The 22795-nt window shown below is 42.2% G+C and carries 18 protein-coding genes and 1 pseudogene; 8 read left to right on the plus strand and 11 right to left on the minus strand.

The genetic code is table 11. The features are described 5' to 3' along the window. Positions 1 to 223: 223 nt before the first annotated feature. Positions 224 to 817 carry an RNA polymerase sigma factor gene (locus tag ACO1R6_RS02980; protein WP_486262053.1) on the minus strand — a complete coding sequence of 198 codons (594 nt, stop codon included), beginning with the start codon at positions 815 to 817 and terminating at the stop codon, positions 224 to 226. A gap of 363 nt (positions 818 to 1180) precedes the next feature. Between ACO1R6_RS02980 and ACO1R6_RS02985 the strand changes: the two genes are divergently transcribed. Together ACO1R6_RS02985 and ACO1R6_RS02990 are read left to right on the plus strand one after the other, a co-directional pair. Further along, positions 1181 to 1603, plus strand: coding sequence for a response regulator (locus ACO1R6_RS02985; RefSeq protein WP_486262055.1), 423 nt, complete (start codon positions 1181 to 1183; stop codon positions 1601 to 1603). A gap of 99 nt (positions 1604 to 1702) precedes the next feature. Further along, complete coding sequence (locus tag ACO1R6_RS02990; RefSeq protein WP_486262056.1) at positions 1703 to 2380, plus strand: hypothetical protein; 678 nt, start codon at positions 1703 to 1705, stop codon at positions 2378 to 2380. A gap of 247 nt (positions 2381 to 2627) precedes the next feature. On the opposite strand, the gene pgl is transcribed toward ACO1R6_RS02990, so the two are convergent. The 6 genes and pseudogenes from pgl to ACO1R6_RS03020 form a co-directional block, all read right to left on the minus strand. Then, entirely contained in the window at positions 2628 to 3350 is a 723-nt protein-coding gene (pgl, locus tag ACO1R6_RS02995; RefSeq protein WP_486262058.1) for a 6-phosphogluconolactonase, read from the minus strand. A gap of 3 nt (positions 3351 to 3353) precedes the next feature. Then, positions 3354 to 4870 (minus strand): annotated as a pseudogene (gene zwf, locus ACO1R6_RS03000) (glucose-6-phosphate dehydrogenase). Positions 4871 to 4906: 36 nt separating this feature from the next. Continuing rightward, a complete protein-coding gene (gene gndA, locus ACO1R6_RS03005) occupies positions 4907 to 6325 on the minus strand; it encodes an NADP-dependent phosphogluconate dehydrogenase (protein ID WP_486262060.1) in 1419 nt (472 codons plus the stop codon). Positions 6326 to 6630: 305 nt separating this feature from the next. Continuing rightward, positions 6631 to 7101, minus strand: coding sequence for an RpiB/LacA/LacB family sugar-phosphate isomerase (locus tag ACO1R6_RS03010; protein ID WP_486262062.1), 471 nt, complete (start codon positions 7099 to 7101; stop codon positions 6631 to 6633). Between the two features lie 22 nt (positions 7102 to 7123). Beyond that, positions 7124 to 9145 (minus strand): transketolase, encoded by a 2022-nt coding sequence (tkt, locus tag ACO1R6_RS03015; protein ID WP_486262063.1) that lies wholly within the window; start codon positions 9143 to 9145, stop codon positions 7124 to 7126. A 271-nt stretch (positions 9146 to 9416) separates the two neighbouring features. Next, positions 9417 to 11105: a glycosyl hydrolase family 28-related protein gene (locus ACO1R6_RS03020; protein WP_486262065.1), complete on the minus strand. Its 1689-nt coding sequence runs from the start codon at positions 11103 to 11105 to the stop codon at positions 9417 to 9419. 305 nt (positions 11106 to 11410) lie between these two features. Between ACO1R6_RS03020 and ACO1R6_RS03025 the strand changes: the two genes are divergently transcribed. Further along, the gene (locus ACO1R6_RS03025) at positions 11411 to 11911 is read left to right on the plus strand and encodes a DUF4126 family protein (protein WP_486262066.1); all 501 of its coding nucleotides are present in this window, start codon (positions 11411 to 11413) and stop codon (positions 11909 to 11911) included. Between the two features lie 66 nt (positions 11912 to 11977). On the opposite strand, the gene ccoS is transcribed toward ACO1R6_RS03025, so the two are convergent. Together ccoS and ACO1R6_RS03035 are read right to left on the minus strand one after the other, a co-directional pair. After that, complete coding sequence (gene ccoS / locus ACO1R6_RS03030; protein ID WP_486262068.1) at positions 11978 to 12151, minus strand: cbb3-type cytochrome oxidase assembly protein CcoS; 174 nt, start codon at positions 12149 to 12151, stop codon at positions 11978 to 11980. Further along, positions 12148 to 14616 (minus strand): heavy metal translocating P-type ATPase, encoded by a 2469-nt coding sequence (locus ACO1R6_RS03035; RefSeq protein WP_486262069.1) that lies wholly within the window; start codon positions 14614 to 14616, stop codon positions 12148 to 12150. Before ACO1R6_RS03035 ends, ccoS begins: the two co-directional genes overlap by 4 nt. A 181-nt stretch (positions 14617 to 14797) precedes the next feature. Here ACO1R6_RS03035 and ACO1R6_RS03040 point away from each other — a divergent pair, with 181 nt between their 5' ends. From ACO1R6_RS03040 to ACO1R6_RS03050, 3 genes are read left to right on the plus strand one after another with little or no spacing between them, the layout of a single operon-like run. Next, positions 14798 to 15292, plus strand: coding sequence for a hypothetical protein (locus ACO1R6_RS03040; RefSeq protein ID WP_486262071.1), 495 nt, complete (start codon positions 14798 to 14800; stop codon positions 15290 to 15292). A 29-nt stretch (positions 15293 to 15321) separates the two neighbouring features. Continuing rightward, complete coding sequence (locus ACO1R6_RS03045) at positions 15322 to 15843, plus strand: cupin domain-containing protein (protein WP_486262073.1); 522 nt, start codon at positions 15322 to 15324, stop codon at positions 15841 to 15843. 1 nt (position 15844) lies between these two features. Next, a complete protein-coding gene (locus tag ACO1R6_RS03050) occupies positions 15845 to 16228 on the plus strand; it encodes a group III truncated hemoglobin (RefSeq protein WP_486262075.1) in 384 nt (127 codons plus the stop codon). 94 nt (positions 16229 to 16322) lie between these two features. Here the strand turns inward: ACO1R6_RS03050 and ACO1R6_RS03055 are convergent, their stop codons facing one another. Further along, positions 16323 to 17498 (minus strand): porin, encoded by a 1176-nt coding sequence (locus ACO1R6_RS03055; protein WP_486262077.1) that lies wholly within the window; start codon positions 17496 to 17498, stop codon positions 16323 to 16325. Positions 17499 to 18224: 726 nt separating this feature from the next. Between ACO1R6_RS03055 and ACO1R6_RS03060 the strand changes: the two genes are divergently transcribed. Both ACO1R6_RS03060 and ACO1R6_RS03065 read left to right on the plus strand, forming a co-directional pair. Then, positions 18225 to 19511 (plus strand): citrate synthase, encoded by a 1287-nt coding sequence (locus ACO1R6_RS03060; protein WP_486262079.1) that lies wholly within the window; start codon positions 18225 to 18227, stop codon positions 19509 to 19511. A 981-nt stretch (positions 19512 to 20492) separates the two neighbouring features. After that, positions 20493 to 20807, plus strand: a complete 315-nt coding sequence (locus ACO1R6_RS03065) for a glycine zipper domain-containing protein (protein ID WP_486262081.1) — start codon at positions 20493 to 20495, stop codon at positions 20805 to 20807. A gap of 88 nt (positions 20808 to 20895) precedes the next feature. On the opposite strand, the gene ACO1R6_RS03070 is transcribed toward ACO1R6_RS03065, so the two are convergent. Continuing rightward, the coding region (locus ACO1R6_RS03070) for an OmpA family protein (protein ID WP_486262082.1) at positions 20896 to 22795 on the minus strand (1900 nt) is incomplete at its 5' end.

Consider the following 22795-nt stretch of genomic DNA (forward strand, 5'->3'; position numbering starts at 1 on the left):
TAAAATAAAAAAGGACGACCAGAAGCGCCGTCCTTAATTGAATATCAAATCTAATTATTTAACCAGTTAAGTGTTTAAGAACAAGGTTAAACAGCGGCCCCTTCCGGGCATTTTCATGGTTAAAAAAAAAGGTACACTGATTACACCTCCTCTGCCCCGTTAATTGCCTTTAAACGATTACACTAAAAAGATTTACTATATGGTGGTTTAAAACCGGAAAATATTACATCAGGTTCTTAAGTTTGCTTAATGCTTTTGATATAATATTATAGGCAGCCGGTACCGAAATGGTCATTTGGGAAGCAATTTCGGTATACGATAAATCCTGGTAAAACTTGAACTGAATAGCCTGCGTTTCCCGCTTGGTTAATGCCCGACAAGCATACTGCAATTTCTTTTGTAGCTGCTCTGCTTGTTGCAATTGAATAATTTGCTGTTCGGCGGGTTTTTCCGGTTCTACTCTTTTAATTATTACGTCCTTATCTAACAGAATATTTTTATCGGCTTTTAACTGCAAATCGTAAAGCTTTCTTTTTAAAGATTTCATTAAATAAGGTTTAATATTATCGAGGTTGGCTAAGTTTTGCCGGCTCTTCCAGATCTGAATAAACAAATCCTGGATAACATCTTTAATACGTTCCCGGTCGGACGTAATTTTTAACCCGTAGGTATACAAGTCAAAAAAATACCGCTGGTAAATTAACCTATAAGAATCGCTACAACCCAACCGGAAAGCATTCCAAAGTTCACAATCTGTTTGTGGGCTTTGTACCGAAATAAGCATTTCCTTCTCTGGGGTTGTAACTAGCTTCATCATTTTAGATTAAATTTTTAAAGTGAAATACATAATATATTAACTCTATAAGATTAATAGACAAATAAAGATTGAAAAATTATGAAAGCCAAAACTTTTCTTCTCTTTTTTGAATTTATACTTTAAAATGTGATTATATTATCCATACCCCTAAGATTATAAAACCAACTGCTTATACCAATGGTGTAAAACAACTTACCCAAACCTTGTTCTAACTGGCCTAGTTAAAGCTATTTCCCGGTAGATAAACGACTTTTTAAGCAAAAAAAAGGAATTTTTATTTTTATGATGGGTAAACTAAATACAAATATTATATGTTTGTCCTGAGATGATAATGCCAACCATCTGAATTGCTGCTGAATCTAAATGAAAAAAGTTGACTGGATTTTACTTATAGAGGATAATAAAACTACTTCTTATATAAACGAACGTGTAATTAGTAAATTAAATATTGCCCAAAAAGTACAAGTAGCCGAAAATGGCCGCGCGGCTTTACAGTCGTTAGAGCTAGATTGTCAGAATGGCCATGCTGTTCCGGATTTAATATTGCTGGACCACAAAATGCCGGTTATGGATGGCTTTGAGTTTTTTCAGGAGTATAGTAAATTACCATTACCGGGCAAAAAATCTATTTTGGTAATGCTAACTACCTCTATGCACCAGCAATTGGTAAACGATGCTAAAAATGTTGGCCTACACGAAGTATTGGCCAAACCCCTTACCCCCGATAAACTAGCATCTATTTGGCAAAAATATTTTCCGGTTGAAGAAGAAAATATTGCCGGCTAAACGGCTATTTACTTTTAAATAAGCTTAACAAAAGTTGATTTTATTTATACTCAGCTTATTTAAACTATTACTGCCCCCTACCCGGATTGAACCTGTTTTATGAACTGTTTTTTAACTTTAGAAAACGCTTACCAAGTACTCCAAAATATTCGGCAAGCTGGTTTACCTTTTATTTATGATTACGAAAAACACCGGTTAATTATTACTGACGGCGCACACCAGGAACACCTGTATTTCCGGCTGCCCCTGCCAATGCCAGCCCCAGATACAAATTTGTTCACGGCAACCCAAGATATACATTATGTTGTTGTTTTAATTCAATCTGGTAGTTGTGCTTTGGGTTATTTTGAGAATGGCGTTAACCGCGATCACAAAGTTTTCCGGTCTTATATGGTGCGCATGAAACAAGGTAAAAGCCAGGTAAAATATCTTAAAACCAAAGGCAAATCCCGGGCTGGTTCGCGGGTGCGGCTCGCCGAAACAGTAGAGTTTTTCGAAAATATCAATCAGCGTTTACAGGAATATTTTGCCAACCACCAGGTGCACCGCATTGCCCTGAGCTGCTCCAAAATATTAATTCCTTATCTGTTCAATTCAAAAGTTGCTACCCCATTCGATAAAAGAGACCAACGCATTTACCGGATTCCCCAGCACATTCATACCCCCATTTACGAAGTACTTCTAGACACCAATAAATTTTTATGCCGAGGCGAACTTATTTATGAGCCCGCGCAACAATCATTGGCAAATACCCTGTTGGAGCCAATCCGCGGCTAATATTAAGGTTTTTCAAGGTCAGTATATTTCCTGATTCTACTTCTTTTGGGCATTTACTATAGCCAATTATTTTAGGCAAATGCATAAAACACTCAGGCTTAATTCTAAAAAAGGCGGGAGTTTAGGTTATATTATCCAACTGGATTTTCGCCCTAAACTCCCGCTAACTGTACTTTATCTTAGATTCTGCCTGATAAACTACCCAGGCAATATTTTAATTTAACCAGACTAAAACCTGTACCTGAATTTACTTTTTTAACCGGGATGCGGCAGCTTCATCTACAAACCAAACTACTTCGCCGGTAGTCGGCTTAACCAGTTGAGCCGGGTACATATCGGGCTGATAACTTCCTTCTAATATTTCACTTAGCGCCGAAGCTTTCTTTTCACCGAAGGTTAAAAACAATATTTTTTTAGCTTCATTTAAAACCGGTGCGGTTAAGGTAACCCGGTGCATTTGCTGCGGTTCTAAATAATATGCGCTCACTATTCGTTCTTTTTCCTGCAGCACTTGGGTATGCGGGAACAGCGAAGCCGTATGCCCGTCGTCGCCGAGACCCAGTAGAATTAAATCAAAAGCCGGTACCGATTGGTTAAAATGCTGCTGCAGCCGGTTTTGATACAATTGGGCAAACGTTTCGGGATTTTCTTTTCCCCACATCGGAAAAATCTGATCGCGGGGAACCGGCACCTGGTTCAGAAATAATTCAAAAGCCATTTTGGCATTACTCTTATCGTCGGTTAAAGGCACCCACCGTTCATCGCCCCAAAAAATATAGGTTTGTGCCCACGGCACTTGCTCTTTGTACGGTGCCTGGGCCAACAAGCGGTACATTTCGGCGGGTGAGGAACCGCCGGTGAGCGCAACGTTAAACTTACCTGTTTTCTGTACTGCTTTTTGAGCTGTTTGCAGAAATAATTCGGCAGCTGCTTTACTTAACTCCCCAGTATTTTTAAAAATCTGAATCATCTTTTACTTTGTAGAATTTTGGTAATGGGTGGTAACCGACCATGTATGTCCTTCCCGGGCAATTAAAGCTTCGGCATTTTCAGGACCCCACATGCCCGCCGAATAATTGGGAAATTCCAACGAAGGCCTCGATTCCCAGATCTCCAGAATGGGCATAATTACTTCCCAGGCGGTTTCTACCTGGTCGGAGCGCATAAACAAAGTGGCATCTCCCTGTAAAGCATCCAGCAATAAAGTTTCGTAAGCTTCTGGCGATTGCGTAGAACAATTATCGTAGTCGAATACCATTTCGGCCGGACTCAGGTCCATTTCCAAGCCGGGCCGCTTGGAGGTAAACCGAAGCCGGATATCCATCTGGGGCTGAATATTTATGGTAAGCCGGTTGGGCAATAAATTTTCGGAGAAGGAAGCCGAAAAAGTGGAGTGCGGCACCGGCCTAAACTGCACCGTAATAGATGATGTTTTCTCTTGCAGTCTTTTACCGGTACGCAAATAAAAAGGTACGCCCTGCCACCGCCAGTTATCGAGGTAAAATTTAACCGCTGCATACGTTTCCGTGTTAGATACCGGATTAACATTAGCTTCCTGGCGGTAGCCCAGTACTTTTTCGCCTTGCAGCCAACCAGGTCCGTATTGGCCCCTAACCGCCGATTTACTTACCTGTTCGGGCGTTAAACGCCTGATGGCCCGCAAAACATCTACTTTCCGGTTACGAATTTCTTCGGCTTCGAAAGATACGGGCGGCTCCATGGCAATCATGCACAATAACTGCAGCAAATGGTTCTGAATCATGTCGCGCAGCGCACCTGCCGTTTCGTAATAACCACCCCGGTCTTCTACGCCAACCTGCTCGGCCACGGTAATCTGCACAAAATCAATATAATTGCGGTTCCAAAGCGGTTCAAAAAGGGCATTGGCAAACCGGAAAGCCAAAATATTCTGTACGGTTTCTTTACCCAAATAATGATCGATACGGTAAATCTGGCTTTCTTTAAAGGTTTGGGTAAGTAATTTATTCAGGCTTCGGGCGGTAGCTAAATCTTTACCAAATGGCTTTTCTACAATTATGCGATCGCAGTTTACATTGGCCGCCAGTTCGGTTTCGTGCAGGTGTTCGGTTACAGCCTGAATAAATTGCGGCGCAATAGATAAATAAAACAGCCGGTTAGCCCGGGTACCCCAGGCCTCATCAAAAGCGTTTAACTTTTCGGCTAATTGAATATAAGCGGCTTTGTCGTTTATATCGGATGTGAGATAAGATATTTTTTCTTCAAATACCGCCCATTTATCTTCTTTAGGGGTACCGCTCCGCGAAAACTCCGTTAACCCCTGATGCAACCGGTTCTGGTAATCGGGATCAGATAATTTGGTGCGGCCTAAACCAATTACCGCAAAGTGTTCGGGAAGCCAACCATGTAAAATAAATTATAAAATGCCGGAATTAATTTGCGCTTGGTTAAGTCGCCGGTTCCGCCAAATATTACTACTACCGTAGGCTTAACCTCAATGCCTTTTTTCATGCTGTTTAAATCTTGTAATCTTAAAATAATTGCTGCTTAGTTCCATTGGGTATGGAAAATACCAGCCTGATCGATGCGCTCGTAGGTATGTGCACCAAAGTAATCGCGCTGCGCCTGAATTAAATTGGTTGGTAAAGTTTCGCTGCGGTATGCATCAAAGTAAGCCAAAGCACTCATAAAGGCGGGTACCGGTATGCTTTTATCAACGGCTAACTTTATAATGGCGCGCAAGTCATTTTCGCGCGACAACAGCTGACTACCTATTTGGGCATCAAGTAATAAATTGGGCAAAGCCGGATTAGTAACAAAGGCCTGCCGGATATCCTGGAGGCAAGCCGCCCGGATAATGCAGCCGCCCCGCCAGATTTTAGCTACTTCAGATAGTTCTAAACCATACTGGTACGCCTCAGAAGCTACCCGCAGCTGAACCAAACCCTGGGCATAGGTGGCGAGCATGGCAAAATAAAAAGCCGCCCGCAATTGTTCTTCTATATTATCCTGCTCCGCATTTATGTTCTGCTGCGCAATATTCTTACCTAAGAGTTGCGCCGCTTGTACCCGTTCGGTTTTAAACGCCGACATGTCGCGCATGCCTACAGCCACATCTATGGTAGGCAGCGGCACTTGTAAGTCCATGGCATTTTGTGAGGTCCATTTGCCGGTGCCTTTAGAACGGGCTTGGTCTAATATTACATTTACCAGGCGCTGGCCCGTAATGTCATCGGATTTACCCAAGATCTCGCCGGTTATCTCAATTAAAAAAGATTGTACTTCGGTATTATTCCATTCCTGGAAAATGCGTTGGAGTTCATCGTCGGTGCGGCCCAATCCTCTTTTCAGAAAATCGTAGGTTTCGGAAATAAGTTGCATAATGCCATATTCAATGCCGTTGTGCACCATTTTTACGTAATTACCCGCCGAGCCATTACCCAAATAAGTAACGCAAGGCTCGCCGTTTACTTTAGCGGCCACGGCTTCAAAAATCGGCCGCAATCTTTCATAAGCCTGGCGGTCGCCGCCGGGCATCATGCTGGGGCCAAACCGCGCACCTTTTTCGCCGCCCGATATACCCATGCCAAAGAAATGGATTCCCTGTTGCGATAAAGATGCAAACCGCCTATCTGTATCCGGGAAATAAGAATTACCGCCATCAATCACAATGTCGCCGGCTTCCAGGAAAGGAAGCAAACTGGCAATTGCCGCATCTACAGGTTTTCCCGCCGGCACCAACAGCATAACTGCCCGTGGCTTGCTTAATAAGCCGATAAATTCCTCGGCCGAGGTGGTGCCTTTTACTAATTTACCTTGTTCGGCTTCATTTTCCAGCGCTGCTGCCTTTTGGGGATCTAAATCCAGACCAGCCACGGCAAAACCATGATCGGCCATGTTTAAAAGTAAGTTACGGCCCATAACGCCTAAACCCACCATCCCAAAATCGAATGTATTTTGAGTCATAATATTCTATATAAAATTGAAATCCGGATAAATACTGACAGTTACTTTATAATCGTCAGTAATTTTGGATGCCAAAGGTATAATTTCGTTTTAAAACCCAACCTTTTCTTTAAACTATTTTTATTCTAGTCTGGAAATTATTTTATTTAAGTAGTTCTTTGCTTAGATGCAGGAAAATTATCAGTCTTTGACTTTTGTGCTTGATTGTAAATAGATTATAAATAAATATAAAGCTAATTACCCGGTATTTACTTCATGAGGGGCTAGTGCTTTCTCTGCTTGATAAATATATAAGCTGGTACTGGTTAAGAAGTGGCGGAAGCAGCAGATTGATCGGCTTCGAGTTTTAGAACTTTCTGTAAGCGGCGCTGAAACCGTTCTTCGGGGAGAAAACGGGCATTGATAAAAGCTTGCACCAATTCCCAGATAAGCATGGGGCCAATTACCCGGCCACCGAGACAAATTAAATTTAAATCGTCGTGTTCTACGCCCTGGTGCGCCGAATACGTATCGGTAATAAGAGCGGCCCGTACCCCGGCAATTTTATTTGCCGCAATAGACACTCCTACCCCGCTGCCGCAAACCGCAATGCCGCGTGTTACTTCGCCGCGGCTAACAGCCTGCGCCAAAGGCACAATTATATCGGGGTAATCGTCGGTGGCATTATACTGGTAGGCGCCATAATCCTGCACATCATATCCGGCTTCCTGCAGTTTCTGAATTAATTCTTTTTTCTGTTCAAAGCCGGCATGATCCGCCGCAAGACCAATTTTCATAGCATTAATATTTATACCCGGATTATTTTTTTATTAGAGCGCGAGCTTTCTGCACCACATTCTCTACGGTAAAGCCTAAAGCCTCCATTACTTCTTCGCCCGGCCCCGATTCGCCAAATCTATCAATACCTAGTACATCGCCGTCGGTGGTTACATAGCGGTGCCAAGCCAAGGTAATACCAGCTTCTACGGCTAGTCTTTTGCGCAGCTGCGGTGGTAACACCTGGTCGCGGTAACTTTGGTCTTGGGCATCGAATAATTCCCAGGAAGGCATACTCACCACCCGGGTATTAATACCCTCTTTTTCCAGGGTTTCCTGCGCTTTTAAAATTAAGCTTACTTCAGAGCCGGTACCTATTAAAATTAAATCGGGTGTGCCCTGCGCTTCACTCAGAATATAAGCGCCTTTTTCGAGGTTAATAGCAGGGGCATATCGTTCCTGATCAATAGTAGGTAACTTTTGCCGGGTTAATATTAAAGCAACGGGTCCTTTCATGCGGGTCATGGCTACGCGCCAGGCGGCCACCGTTTCGTTGGCATCGGCGGGCCTAATTACCGCTAAGTTGGGAATGGTACGCAAGGCCGTTACGTGCTCAACGGGTTGGTGGGTAGGTCCATCTTCGCCCAAAGCAATGCTATCGTGGGTAAATACATAGGTAATGGGAGCTTCGGTAAGTGCGGCTAACCTGATGGCACCCCGCATATAATCAGAAAATGTTAAAAAAGTACCGCCATAAACCCGCACGCCCCGGTGCGAAGCCATACCGTTTAAAATGGCTCCCATGCCGTGTTCGCGTACACCAAACCAAATATTGGTATGCTGGTATTGGCCCGGCTGAAAACTAAGCTCGCCTTTGGTTTGCATTTCGTTGGAACTGGCCAAATCGGCGGAGCCGCCAATTAACCAAGGCACCTGTTTTTTGATGGCTTCTAAGGCTTTACCGGAAGCCTGCCGGGTGGCCAAAGATTCGCCGGCTGCATAAACCGGCAAATCTTTATCCCAGCCAACCGGTAATTCCCCGGCATACGTCTGGCGTAGTTGTTCGCCTTCGGTGGGGTAAGCTTTATTATATTCTTCAAACCAGCTTTGCCATTCAGTTTGTAACTGCGCACCCTTTTTACCCGCTTGAGTTAAATGTGCTTGTACTTCAGCCGGAATATAAAAAGTTTTGTCGGCATCCCAGCCCAAAGTTTCTTTAGCTTTCCGGAGGTTTTCTTCGCCTAAAGGATTGCCATGCACTTTGCTGGTACCTTGTAGCGGGCTACCGTAGCCAATAATGGTTTTAACTGAAATTAAAGTTGGTCGCTCGGCATCGCTTTGGGCCTCAGATATGGCTGCGTCAATGGCTTCAATGTCGTTGCCATCAGACACCTGTAAGGTTTGCCAGCCGTACGCATTAAAACGGGCCAACACTTGCTCGGTAAAAGCCAGGTTTGTGGGTCCGTCCAAAGAAATATCGTTATCGTCGTAAAGTAAAATGAGCTTACCCAGTTTCAGGTGGCCGGCCAAAGAAGCGGCTTCGGCCGCAACGCCCTCCATTAAATCACCGTCGCTTACCAAACCGTATGTAAAGTGATCGATTAATTTAAAATCTGGTCGATTATAAGTGGCGGCTAAAAAAGCTTCGGCCAGCGCAATACCTACGGCGTTACCAAAACCTTGCCCCAATGGGCCAGTGGTTACCTCTACTCCCGGCGTCAGCATCGACTCAGGATGCCCGGGTGTTTTGGAGCCAGTTTGCCGGAAATTCTTTATTTCGGCCAGCGGCAAATCGTAGCCATACAAATGCAATAAACTATACAATAAAGCCGAACCGTGACCAGCCGATAAAATAAACCGGTCGCGGTTGGGCCAGTGCGGGTCTTGCGGGTTAAATCTTAAAAATTGCGACCACAGCACATACGCCATAGGCGCCGCTCCCAATGGTAAACCTGGGTGGCCGGAATTAGCTTTTTGCACGGCATCGGCCGAAAGAAAACGAATGGTATTTATGCTCAGGTCATCGATGGAACTGGTTACGGAAGAGGTATTTTGCGCAGCCATTTTAGTTTATTAGCATTTAAAACAAAATCGTTAAGTTTTAAACGCTAAGCAAGGCGCAAAGGATTAATCTATTTAAAGAGAAATATTTATACTGTCTGATTAAATGCAAGCTCTTCTAAAACAGTAGGTATTTTATTTTAAACGTTTAAAAGCTATACTTTAATTAAATATTAAAACAACGACTTTAAACAGTAAAAATATTCGGGTTACTACTAATCAATATTTTAAATCACCTAATCCTTGATTATATATCCTGATTTATTTCTCTAAATTACTTGCGGCTAATTTCTTTACCACCTGCTTTTAGTCTTTGGGTTTTCTGGTCCAGGTACAGCGATTGCGGAAATAATGTCTGGCCTTTGCCTAAGCCTTCTACATGATCTTCGGGGTCGGTAATAATTTCAGTTCCGGGTTGCCAAACCTTGGTGCTTACTTCTGGTTTATTTCCCGAGGTGCCAATAACATACCCATAACGACCTTGCTGGGTTTGGACAGCCTGGGCTTGCGTGCCATTGCTGCTCAGGTTCCAATACACACTGTGGGCAGCCGTTAGGCCATGAATGGTAGAACCGCCCCATTTGCGCCAACCGGCCGCAAAAAAGCTGTTTTCTACGGTACATTGGTCAAATAAATTAGAATGGCTAAAGTGCATGTGGTGGTCGCTGCCGCTGCCGCTGGTTTTTTCGTTGCCGGTTAAGCCGGTTTGCCGGCCAGTATCTTTGTCGAGGCAACGCCGGAATACATTGCCCGATGCAGTCATGTGCGACATTACAAAACCATGGCGGTTAAAATCGGCTACACAATCCTGCAGCAAGGTTTCGTTACCCATAATCCGGTACATATAACCATTACCGCCGCCGCCGCCAAACTGGGGCTTTTTAAAATCGCAGTTTAATATACTTACGTTTTTGGTTTGATAAACTTTAAGCCCGTTAGAGAGTAAATGCGCCTGCGCAGTGTTGCCCGCCAGCGAGTAAGAAGCTACATTTTTCACCCACCCATTGTACACTTGGGCTAACGCTATGGCAAAAGAATCGTGGCTTTCGTAAGAGCCATTGGCGGCTTTGTTATAAGATTCTTCAGACCAATCAGTAGCGGCAAAACTTTGCCGGTTGCCAATCGATAATTGCTCTACCCCTACTTCGGTAAGCATGGCGGGTGCTTTGTAAACAGCTGCCCCGTGCGTTGTTTCCAGGGCGTACCTAATAGGAATATCTATTGTAATTTCCTGGGTTTTGGTATTAATGCTTTTTATTTCCCGGCAATACATTTGTCCGCCTAAATTATTCCCTTTGTCTTGCCAATATTCCAGCATTTTATGTTTGGCTATCCAATCATTATCGATGTAATTACGCACTATAATTAAATCGCCTACTTTATAGCCAGCGGTACGTTGTACCGGAATAATATTAGTGGGTTGCAGCAAATCTTTAGTAATAAGCACTTTATTGGCACCGGTTCTGGACCAGGAACTGCCGTTATCGATTTTTATAATGGCTTTACTCCGCATCTGGTCGCTGGCATTAAATAAAAAGGTTGCTCCGGGACCGGCCCCTCTTAAAACCACACCCGAATGATCTATAAGTAAACAATAATTTTTGTCTGTAACCGGGTTTACCTGGTACGTACCTTTCGGTAAAAAAACCACGCCGCCGCCTTTGCTACCGGCGTCTTCTATCGCTTTCTGCAAAATACTTGTAACATCTTTCTGCCCGGTATTATCGGCTAGGTAAGGTGCTTTGGTTACATCCAACACATTTTTAGTAAGGTTGGGTACCTCTTTTTCACCGCGGTGGTAACCGGCAAACGAAAAATCCTGAAGAAGTTTATCGGTATAAAAATTAGCAACTTTCGCGTTAGGCTGCTTTTCCGGATAAAGCACACTGCGCCATTGTTGGGCCTTGGTACTCGCGATAAAACTTAAATAAATAAACCCAATTAGAATAATTTTTTTCTTCATTAGTTAGTCGTGGTGGATTATGCCGGATAATAGATCTAAAAATTTACCTAAAATAGGCAGATAGAGCTAAAATAAGGCCACTTGCCAGAAATAAATTTTTTGTTTTACCGCCTGAGCTAGCCACAAAATTGAATAAGATAATTATTTGGTTCAGGAAGCAGATGTGATGCCCAAATCAGAACATTCAAACATTTTGTGTTAGCCTAATTTTTATAAAATAGAAATTACTTGCTTGTAAATAAAACGGTAAAAAAGTGTCATCAATCCGGGATTGGTCGTATAGCCAACAGAAATAAATATTGGCAATGGAAAAGAATCATATCAATCCAAATTTTAAAGCCCTGGGGCTAGGTTTTATCTCGGGTATGCGGAGTATGTCGGCACCGGCTTTAACCAGTCATTTTCTGACCCAGGTACCCGCCCAGAGATTAGAAAACTCGCCGTGGCGATTTATGCAAAGCCCAGCCGTAGCCTTGGGTTTAAAAGTACTGGCCGCAACCGAAATAGTTGGCGATAAAATACCCGGTGCTCCCGACCGCATTTCGCCACCGGTTTTATTGTCCAGGGTGGCTGCCGGTGCTTTGGTGGGCGTAACTTGCAACCAGGCTAATAATAAATCCGAATGGGTGGGAGCCATATTAGGCGGAGCGGGTGCTTTGGTTGCTTCATACGCGTTTTATTATTTACGCAAAAATTTTGCCCGGAAAACCGGCTTACCCGATTGGGTGGGTGCTATTATTGAAGATACTTTGGTGCTAAGTGCTGGCATTACCCTGGCCAAAGCACCACCCACCCACAACAGCTAAAATCCATTATAAGCAATATTCAAAAACATAAAAGCCCGGTAATATACCGGGCTTTTATGTTTAAAATTAGTTTTGCTTTTTGTTTAAGGGCTGGTTTTCCGGTTCTTCTTCAAACAACATCCGCACCGAAGGGGTGTAATCATCTTCGTATTGACCAGACTTTACGGCCCATAAAAAAGAACTTAAAAATAGAATAGCTACGGTTAAGCTAATGCCAATTAATAAATATATAATGGTCATGCGTTTACTGTTTTAGGAGTTTGTTTTAATTTATTTTGCGGCCGGTTTAATCCCATTTTCCAGGCTAACAACCGCACGCCCAACACGGCAGCCAACACCACACTGGTAGAACTAATGGGCATTAGAATGGCCGAAATTACCGGCGTAAATTTACCCATTACGGCTAAGGTTAAACCAATAATATTGTACACAAAAGAAACGCCAAAGCTGAACAATATTACCTGCAAACTTTTTTGGGCAAACTGTAAAAACCGGCTTAACTGCGCAAAACTTTCGGCATCCAGAATGGCATCGCAGCTCGGCGAAAAACCCGATACCGTATCGGTTATGGCAATACCGGCATCACTCATTTTTAAAGCGCCGGCATCGTTCAGGCCGTCACCTACCATTATTACCCGCCGGTTTTGCTTTTTCAGGTTTTCGATGTAACGCAGTTTGTCGGCCGGCGACTGGTTAAAATGCAGTTCAGCATCTTCGCCGAATAATAATTGTAAATTGCCCTTTTCGGCGTCGTTGTCACCGGATAAAACGGCTAATTTTTTGGTCTGGCGCAACTCCCGGATTAAAGCTTTCAGGCCAGGCCGGTAGTGGTTATGAAAAACAAAATATCCGGGTTGACTTTCGCCTATGCTCACAAAAACGCAGGTTTCCTGAAATTCTAATTCTTTTACGCCTAAGCGGGCACCGGTAAAATGCGCCGAACCCACCCGGATTAAAACGCCATTGACCCGGCCTTCTATTCCTTTACCCGGTAATTCTACAAAGTTAGTTACCGGTAATATCGGATTATCTAAAAAGGAATAAATGCGTTGGCTAAGCGGATGCGTAGAGTGCTGTAATACCGACCGGACCTGGCTTTTTTGCTCTTCGGTTAACGGCTGGCCGCTGTACATTACTTCGGTTTGGGTACTTACCGTTAAGGTCCCGGTTTTATCAAACACAATGGTATCGGCTTTGGCCAGGGTTTCGGCTACTTCGCCGTTTTTAAGGTAAAATTTATGTTTACCAAAAATGCGGAGCACATTAGATAATGTAAACGGCGTAGACAAAGACAAAGCACATGGGCAAGCAATTACCAATACCGACGTAAAGGCTTTAATAGCCATATCCTGGTCGCGCGGCACCCAATAAATTAAGGCACCAATAGCAATAAGCAAGGTTACAGTAATAAAATATTTGCCAACGTTGTGGGCGTATGTACCAAAACTGGCAAAGCCTTTTTCTTTCTGAAATATATCGTTGTTCCAGAGTTGGGTAAGATAACTTTGCGATACATCTTTTATAACTTCCAACTCTATACTTTCGCCGGTTTGCCGGCCACCCGCATAAATAATTTCGCCGGCTACTTTGGGCACCGGCACCGATTCGCCGGAAACAAAGCTATAATCGATAAAAGCGTTGCCCCGCAGCAAAATAGCATCGGCGGGTACCAGTTCCTGGTTACGGATCCGAATGCGTTTGCCCGGTTTTAATTCCTTAACGGCGGTAATTTTCTCCACGCCTTTTTCCAGCACGGCTACCGAAATCGGGAAATAAGATTTGTAATCCCGGTCAAAAGCCAGGGCATCGTAGGTACGCTGTTGCACGTATTTACCAATCAGCATAAAAAATACCAGACCGGTAAACGAATCGAGGTAACCGGGCCCGTTAGTGGTAAAAATATCGTACAAGCTTACAAAAAATAATGAGAGCAAACCCACGCTAATGGGCACATCGAGGTTTATGTGTTTTTGTTTTAAACCTTGCCAGGCCGATTTAAAAAATACCGGCGCACCGTATAAAAACACCGGCAAGGTGAGCAGAATATTTAAATACCCGAAAAATGAGCCAAACTCGCGGTTTACTTCATCGGCCAACGAAAAGTAATCCGGAAAGCTAAGTAACATAATGTTACCGAAGCAAAAACCGGTTAAGCCCAACCGAATGTAAATGCTGTAATCTTTTTTCTTTTTCTTACCCGATAAATTTTCGAGGTTTAAAGTGGGGGCATAACCAATTTTGTGCAGCAGGGTTACTACGGCACTTAATTTGGTTTTTTGCGGATTATAAGAAATAGAAATTTCTTTTTTAGGAAAATTCACCCGCGATTGTATTACGCCGGCATCTAGCTTAAACAAATTTTCGAGTAAATAAATACAAGAGCTGCAATGCATACCGGGAATCTGAAACAGAACTTTGTGCAGGGTTTCGCTCTGGAAATTTAATAACTGCCCCAGCACGGCCGGTTCGTCTAAATAAGAGAATTTGTTTATATCAACCTCTTCCTGGTTTATGGTAACACCGGGTTTTTCGCCGGCTTCCAGGTTATAATAAGTACATAAATTATTCGCGTATAATAACTCGTACACCGATTTACAACCAGTACAGCAAAATGTTTTTTCCTGGGCAATGATAGGCGTAGTAGTACAGGCATCACCACAATGGTAGCAGTGCGCGGTAACCGGAGGAGTTGCTGTAGAATTCATAAAATCATTCGCTTTTTGGCAACACAATATTAGCCAATAGCGCTCCCCTCCCCGATGAGCAAAATCAGTCTCAAAAATGACATTACTCATGCCCCGCAGCTGGTATTTAAATGATATTTGTACCGCATTTATTAGAAAAGTGGCGGTAATTGGGTATTTTAATCAGGTAAAATTTCTACAAATGAAAAAGCAATACATAACCTTGGTAGTAGTACTGGTACTTTTTGTATGGGCAGGTATGGTGGCCGGCATTTCCTTTTTAGAGGCTCCGGTAAAATTTACGGCACCCAATATTACGCTGGCCCTGGGTTTAGGCATTGGGCGGTTGGTATTTGGCTACTTAAATAAAATAGAGATCTTGTGGTGCAGCGTGGTACTACTGGGTTGTTTTGTAAACCGTACGGTATTAAAAAGCTGGGCATCTGTGGGCTTGTTGGCCCTTATTTTACTTGTACAAACTTTCTGGTTGCTGCCTGCCTTAGATTTGCGGGCCATAACTATTATGGCCGGTGGCAACCCGCCGGCCAGTTCGCTGCACTTTATTTATGTAGCCTTAGAAATATTTAAATTAGGCTTACTCCTGGGCACCGGCGTTGCTTTTTACCGGCAACAACTCAAAGCTACCGTTTTAGAGGCAACCCAAACGTACCAGCGGCATCAACTAATATTTAAATAATTTTTTACCTTTTACCTAATTAATCATCCATGTCAGCTAAATCTTTATTGCAACTTTGTAATGAAATATCTTTAATAACCGAAAACATAAAAGAACACTACCCAGAGCTGTACCAGCAACTAGAAGAAAGTTTAATAACACCGGCCATTAACCCCAAAGCTGACCACCTAAATAAAGAAGATTTTCAAGAATACCTGCGCAACTTAAAGCAAACGTTAAGAATGCAAATAGATCAATTACACCCGCAAAATGGACCTTTGGTTAACTTAACCGATAGCCTGGAGTACGATGCCCATAAATTTGCGAAAAAGGTTGTTCTGGAACGCAATGGCCAAAAAACCATTATGTTTGCTTTTACCCAAAACCAGGAGCTTAAAACCCACAGCGCGCCGCACGATGTAATTTTAACGGTACTGGAAGGTATAGGAACCATAACCCTGGACACGCAAGAACCACAACTTTTACACCCGGGTGAGGTAATAATTATACCGGAGAAAGTAAAACATAGCTTGAAAGCTTTAAGTGATTTTAAAATCTTAGTTCAGCTTTAACATGATACCCGATATAAATAACCGACAGGAAGTAGAAAAACTGGTTAATATTTTTTACGACCAGGTAAACGCCGACCCGGAATTAGGAAAAATATTTAACGAACAAGCCCACGTAAATTGGGCCAGCCATTTACCCCAGATGTATGATTTCTGGGAAACTTTATTATTTGGCAAAGTAAACTACAAAGGCCAGCCTTTTCCCAAACACATACCGTTGGGATTAAACGCACAACATTTCGATAAATGGCTTACCTTATTTTTTAATACCGTTGATTCTAATTTTGCCGGACCAATGGCCCAGGAGGCCAAAAGCCGGGCTTTGAATATTGCTTCGGTTTTTCAGGTACGCTTAGGCATTAAACCCGCAAAAATAACCAGTATTTAATTCATTCAGTAGCTAAATGCAAACCCTTAGTTATGCCTTTTTATAGGTTTAACTAAGGGTTCTTTTTTAAGTTACTAAAAGAATAATCTGCTTTCTATTTGTTTTTAAAATCAAATGTGTAAATAAAAGCTGCCCCAATGGTAGCCTGTGATTTTTTTAAATTGCCATTGGTATCTTCAAAGAAATTGTCTTTGGCCGTATCTATCCGCAGCTCTGGTTTCATGTTAAAATGACCATTGGCTAATTTAATATCGGCGGTTAACGTAAAGCCGTTGCCTTCGAAGGGGCCAAAGTACCGCACGCCTTTGGGGTCAGAGAAGCGCTCGGCGCGTAAGCCTAAACCAAAATTATCGGTAGCGGCAAAATTCAGGTAAAGCGCGGCACCTTTCCAGTTAGCATCGGCGCTATACGGATCGGTTTCGTCGGTGTTAGCCGCCCCAGATTTGTAGGAACCATAAGCCGCGTTTAAACCAATTTTAAACTTATCCGAAGCTTCAAAAGAGGTGGTTAAATCGTAGAGGTTGGTTTTAGAACCTTTAATGTCGCCAAACGCAGAAACCCCGTCGTGCTCATCGCCGCCAATCCAGTTTGCATAAATATTAAAACCTTCAATCGGGGTTAAATGCACCTGCGCGGTCAGTGATTTTTGTTTATTCATATCCTGAAGCATGTCCCAGCCATTTACCACCCCTAACATTAAACCAACTTTGTTATTCAGGGCATAATCTAGCTTGGCCCCGGTATGGTAAAACGGACCGTTCCCGAATAAATAAGAAAGACTGTAGTTAAAGTTTAACGGGGCATCAATTAACTCATACCCAATATGGGTGCCATATTGCCCAATGGTAAAAGCCAGTTTATCGGTAATGTTGTAGTTGAGGTAAGCTTGCTTAATGGCTACAGAGGTACCAACATTCCCGAAGTTACCTAATTCGGCGTTGGGTCCGTACACCAAATCGGCTACTACTTTAGACTTGCCATACGTGTAAGTAAGCATGGTTTGCACCAGGCCCAGCGAGAAAGAATTGTCGCGCACATCAAAAATCCGGCCCTGGTTAGTTCCACTTTGTGAATTGTTCAAATTCCGGAAATAATAAGTATCCACATAACCATTAACGGAGAAAACACCATCAGTGTCGGCTGAGGGATCGGTAGCGGTGGCCACGGTAGCTGTTTGGGTTGTTACATTTGTTGAATCGGTTTTTTGAGCAAAAGCCGAAATCGTTAAAGCGGAAAAGAGAAGAGATGTGAGTAGGGGTTTCTTTTTCATGATTATAATTATATAGTTAAGGGGTAATCTCTAAGTATTTGCTCCTTTCCCAACTTACCGGTCTATAAGCGTGTATAATGCTTACCTTTAAAAAACATATAACATTTTAAATTTGATGTGTAAATTTATTAATATGCTTTAATTTTGAGGCATACATTTAAAAATTTAGTTAATTTTCAGATTTACACCTTAAAATTTAAGACTATTTTTCAAAATACATGTAATTTATACTAATTGCTGCATAATTTTTAATCAACAGATATACAAAAGTTATAATGTGATTATTTACCATTATTTTTTAATGCACTTTGCCAAAAAAATTAAACATAATACTAAAAGCCTGTTCTTTTTAAGGCATGATTAATCAAAATGAATTTAAAATACCAGATTAAACTTCAACAATATTGTAAATGGTTAAAATCAGAAGTAAAGACTAGATGGGCTACTATTAAAAAAGGAGTATTACAAGAATCAATTAGGAAGGCAACTATTGATTAAAGAAAGTGAGTACTTAAAAACAAAGTCCACGTAAAGGCATTAGTTAAACTACTTAATAAAGCTTAAAATTTTTGGTAAGGATTGGCTGAGTATTTATAGAGGACTAATTATGGAACAATCTTAAATTTAATAAGGTCAATCCGGCAATTTGATTTCATCTTTATAGTTTTTTGCCTAATTTCGCTGCCAATAGAAAATCTGATTTGTTCATAACACATAATATATTATATGTCTGACACTGCTGAACTAATTATTGAAGGTAAATCCATCTCACTGCCCATAGTAGTAGGAACTGAAAATGAAAAAGCCGTTGATATATCGTCATTGCGGGGTACAACTGGTTTTGTTACCCTAGATTCGGGATATAAAAACACCGGTGCTACTACCAGTGCTATTACTTTTCTGGATGGCGAAGAAGGAATTTTGCATTACCGGGGTTATCCCATTGAGCAACTGGCCGAGCAATCATCCTTTATTGAAGTAGCTTACTTACTTATTTATGGCCAGCTTCCTACCCAAGCCGAATTAGATACTTTCAGTAAAGAAATTAGTCAGCATACGGAACTACCAGAAGGCATGCGCAAAATTCTGGAAGGATTTCCAACAACGGCGCACCCCATGGGCGTTTTATCAGCTTTGGTAAGTTCTTTAACGGCTTTTTACCCAGAGTCGATTGAACCTAACCAAACACCCGAAGAAAACAACCGCAACATTATCCGGTTAATTGCGCAAATTTCTACTATTGCCACCTGGGTTTACAAGCACGGCAACGGCCAACCAATTAATGCCCCGCAAACAGATTTAGACTATTGCAGCAATTTCCTGCAAATGATGTTCTCTAAACCCGGCGAAAAGTACGAGGCCAACCCAGTAGTAGTAGCTGCCCTAAATACATTATTGATTTTACACGCCGACCATGAGCAGAACTGCTCTACCTCTACTGTTCGGTTAGTAGGTTCTTCACACGCCAGCTTGTATTCTTCTATTTCGGCGGGCATCAATGCTTTGTGGGGACCTTTACATGGTGGTGCTAACCAGGAAGTAATTGAAATGCTGGAAGCCATTCACGCCGATGGCGGTAATTCGCAAAAGTGGCTAGAAAAAGCAAAAGACAAAAACGACCCGTTCCGGTTAATGGGCTTTGGTCACCGGGTTTACAAGAATTTTGATCCCCGGGCTAAAATTATTAAATCGGCTTGCGATAATATTCTGAACAATTTAGGTATAAACGACCCTACTTTAAATATTGCCAAAGAATTAGAAGCGGCCGCTTTACAAGACCCATACTTTGTAGATCGCAAGCTTTACCCGAACGTAGACTTTTATTCTGGTATAATTTATAAAGCGATTGGTTTACCAAACCAAATGTTTACCGTTATGTTTGCCATAGGCCGCATGCCTGGCTGGATTGCGCAATGGAAAGAAATGCGGGAAAATAAAGAACCGATTGGTCGTCCGCGGCAAATTTATACCGGTGCCACCGAACGTAACTATACGGCCATAAATAATCGCTAAACTTAATGCGTCTTTAAATAATATATTCAAAAGACGTAATCAGACAGCTATAAAAAAGAGAAGCCGGCTTATGCCGGCTTTTCAGTAATTTAACCAACTAAAATTTTTAAATTAATATATCTTTTATTTTTGGCGGTTGTAGCTTAGTTGGCTAAGCTCATTATCTAATAATAACCTGTATACCCGGGTAATTAGTAATATTCCCGTTTTTACCGCTCAAAATAATTTTCTCTTTTCTACAAGCTGTTGCAGCCAACTATCTGGCTAAAGCTGTTAAATACTCTCCTTTTACCCAAACTCATTTTAACTTAGTTTGCCTGGTTTTGGCGCCTGCGCGTCTTTTATAATATTTGCCAAAGATGCGCAGGTCGCAAACCGGTCGGAAAATTATTTTTACTTAACCATAGGCCTTTTTCAAAATAGTTTCCTGGATGTTTTTGTTTTAGGTGCAGGGCTTATTTATGATTCAAATATATAATCTTCCTATTTTACCAGGGAAATTATTCGTTGAACTGATGTGAATTATAGCCAAACTGGTATATAAGCACGATAAATAAAATTTGACTTAATCTAATAATTACCAAGCAGGCTTAAATATTGGTTTTATTCACCCTGAATTAATAGGGCACTTAAATATTCAGGCACAACCAAGAATCTGATTCATCGGGCACTTTCTTCTATTATTTACACTTTATTTCCGTTTTAAAATAAAAAACACCTGATTTAGGTATGTGTTTAGCCCCACTTACATTAGCTAAATTATGTTTTTCACAAAGTACAGAATGTAAGTTTTTAAGCTTGTTTTAAAATCGTTAATAATTCATCAGCTTAAAGCAAAACACAAGCACATATTATACTTTTACCAGGCATTAACATGTAGCCGCTTACCCATACAAGCCCGTTAAATTATAAATTTTTAAACCTTACTATTCTTTCTTCGTAAAATGCGCATTACCATATATAATAATTTACTATAAAACTATGAAAAGCGCTAAGATATATATAACCGCAGTATTTGCATTATTTTTATTGGGCAGCAATTCAGTACAGGCTCAAACCACGCAAGATAATGGTGAAAAGAAAGGCTGGAGTAAAAAAGCGAAAGGTGCTGTAATTGGTGGTGCTACTGGTGCCGCCGCTGGCCGGGTAGTAGCCGGTAAAAATGGTGGTACCAGAGGTGCTATTGTTGGTGGTGTAGCTGGTGCAGCCGCAGGTGGTGCCATTGGCCGGAAAAAAGACCGGAAGAAAGATCCGGCTCGTTATGAACAATACGCTGATAAAAAGAAAAACCAATAATTTAATTTTTTCCTGTTTATTAAAAAGGCCAGCTAATTGCTGGCCTTTTTGGTTTTATAAATAAGATCAAAAACATTGAATTAAAATATTACAAAATCTTTAGTTCTATTCGACGGTTTAACTGGCGGTTTTCTTCGGTATCGTTTTTAGCCACCGGCTTGGTTTCGCCGTAACCGGCTGCCACAATTCGGTTTAAAGGTATTCCGTGCTGACTCAGATAATCTACCACCGATTGCGCGCGCTTTTTAGATAACGTTAAATTGGCAGCTTGCTCCCCTACATTATCGGTATGGCCTGAAATTTCGATTTTTACCTGTTTGTGCTGGTTTAAAAATTGCACCAGTTTGTTTAGTTCAGTTTTAGAATTAGGTTCCAGGGTGTATTTCTTCGTCGGGAAAAATAAATTATTTAATACTATAGCGGCCCCACTGCTGATAGGATCTAGGTAAACATCTAGGGTAAGCGGATTAAATTCTTTTTTGTTCTGGTAATCGAAACTTAAACTCCGGAGCAGGTAATTTTTAGCCGATACGTATAAGGCGTACTGTTTGCCCTCGTTCAGCACAATGGTATAATCGCCCAGCACCGCATCGCTTTGCACCTGTTGCACAAGTTTATCGGCGGTAACATCGTATAACTGCACTACAGCACCCAGCGGCTTTTTAGTTTTGGCATCAAATACATTGCCTTGAGCAAAAGTACTTTCGTCTTTACTTTTCCAGGCGGCGGGTACCTCAAACTGGTATAACTCAATGGAATTAGGCCCATTGGGGTTGGTTCTCTGGCGCGAATAATAACCGGCTTTGTTATCGGTGGTAATAAATATTGAATTTTCGTTTTCAAACGTATTTAGCGGATAGCCTAAGTTCTGTGGGATTTGCCAATTGCCTTTAGAATCGGTAGTTACCCTAAAAATATCAGTGCCGCCCAAGCCGGTGAGCCCATCGCTGGCATAAAACAAGGTGGTGCCGCTCGAATGAATAAACGGCGAATTTTCATTACCGGCGGTATTAATATTACTACCCAGGTTTACCGGGGCCGACCAGGTTTGTTCTTCCTGCAAAGTTGTTACCCAAATATCTTCGCGACCCAAGCCCCCCGGCCGGATAGAAGAAAAATATAGAGTGCGGCCATCGGCCGATAAGCATGGCTGGGAGTCCCAACCAGCCGAGTTTACCGGTTTACCTAAATTCACGGGCTTCGACCAGTTTTCGCCGGTCCGGTAAGAGATATACAAATCGCAGTTGCCGTAAGAATCAGGCCGGTCGCAGGAGGCAAAAACCAAAGTCTTACCATCACCCGAAATACTACCGGTTCCTTCGTTGTACCGGGTGTTAATATTAGGCGAAATAGAAACCGGTTCGCTCCAACCTTCGGCACGTCGCGCCGAAACAAATAAATTTTCGTCGTTCTCGGGTTTAACGCCGGCACGGGCCGTAAATAAAATATGCTGTTGATTAGCGGTTAGAGCCGGAAAATATTGCAAAGCAAAACTATTGAAAGGCATCGCCAAACGCGTTGGTGAAAAATTGACCGGGTTACGCATGGCCGTTTCGGCAAAAGCAATATTCTTTAATTGGGCCTGGGCATAATTAGCGGCTTTGGTGGCCTTGGGTGAAGCCTGCAAAAATTTTTCAAAATTGGCTTTAGCCAAGCCGTACTGCCCATTCGCTAAACTTAAATCGGCAAAGGCATAATATTCCTGCATTAAAGCCGGCGTAAACGGCAATAAACGCAACGCACTTTTGTAATTTTCAAAAGATGCTTTTTTTTCGCCCATTACTTTATGCAACCCGGCGGCTTTTAAGTAGGCTTCACCAAAAGTAGTATCCCGCTTCTTGGCTTCGTTCAGGGCTTCTAACGCTTTCGGAAAATTACGCGCCCGCACGTATTCTTCGGCTTTCTGGAATTGCTCAGCCGCTTTTTTATTAGTGGTAGATAATTTACCTTGTTGGGCAAAACTTACCGAATAATAGAAGCAAAAAAGA

The sequence above is a fragment of the Adhaeribacter sp. genome, assembly GCF_057359045.1.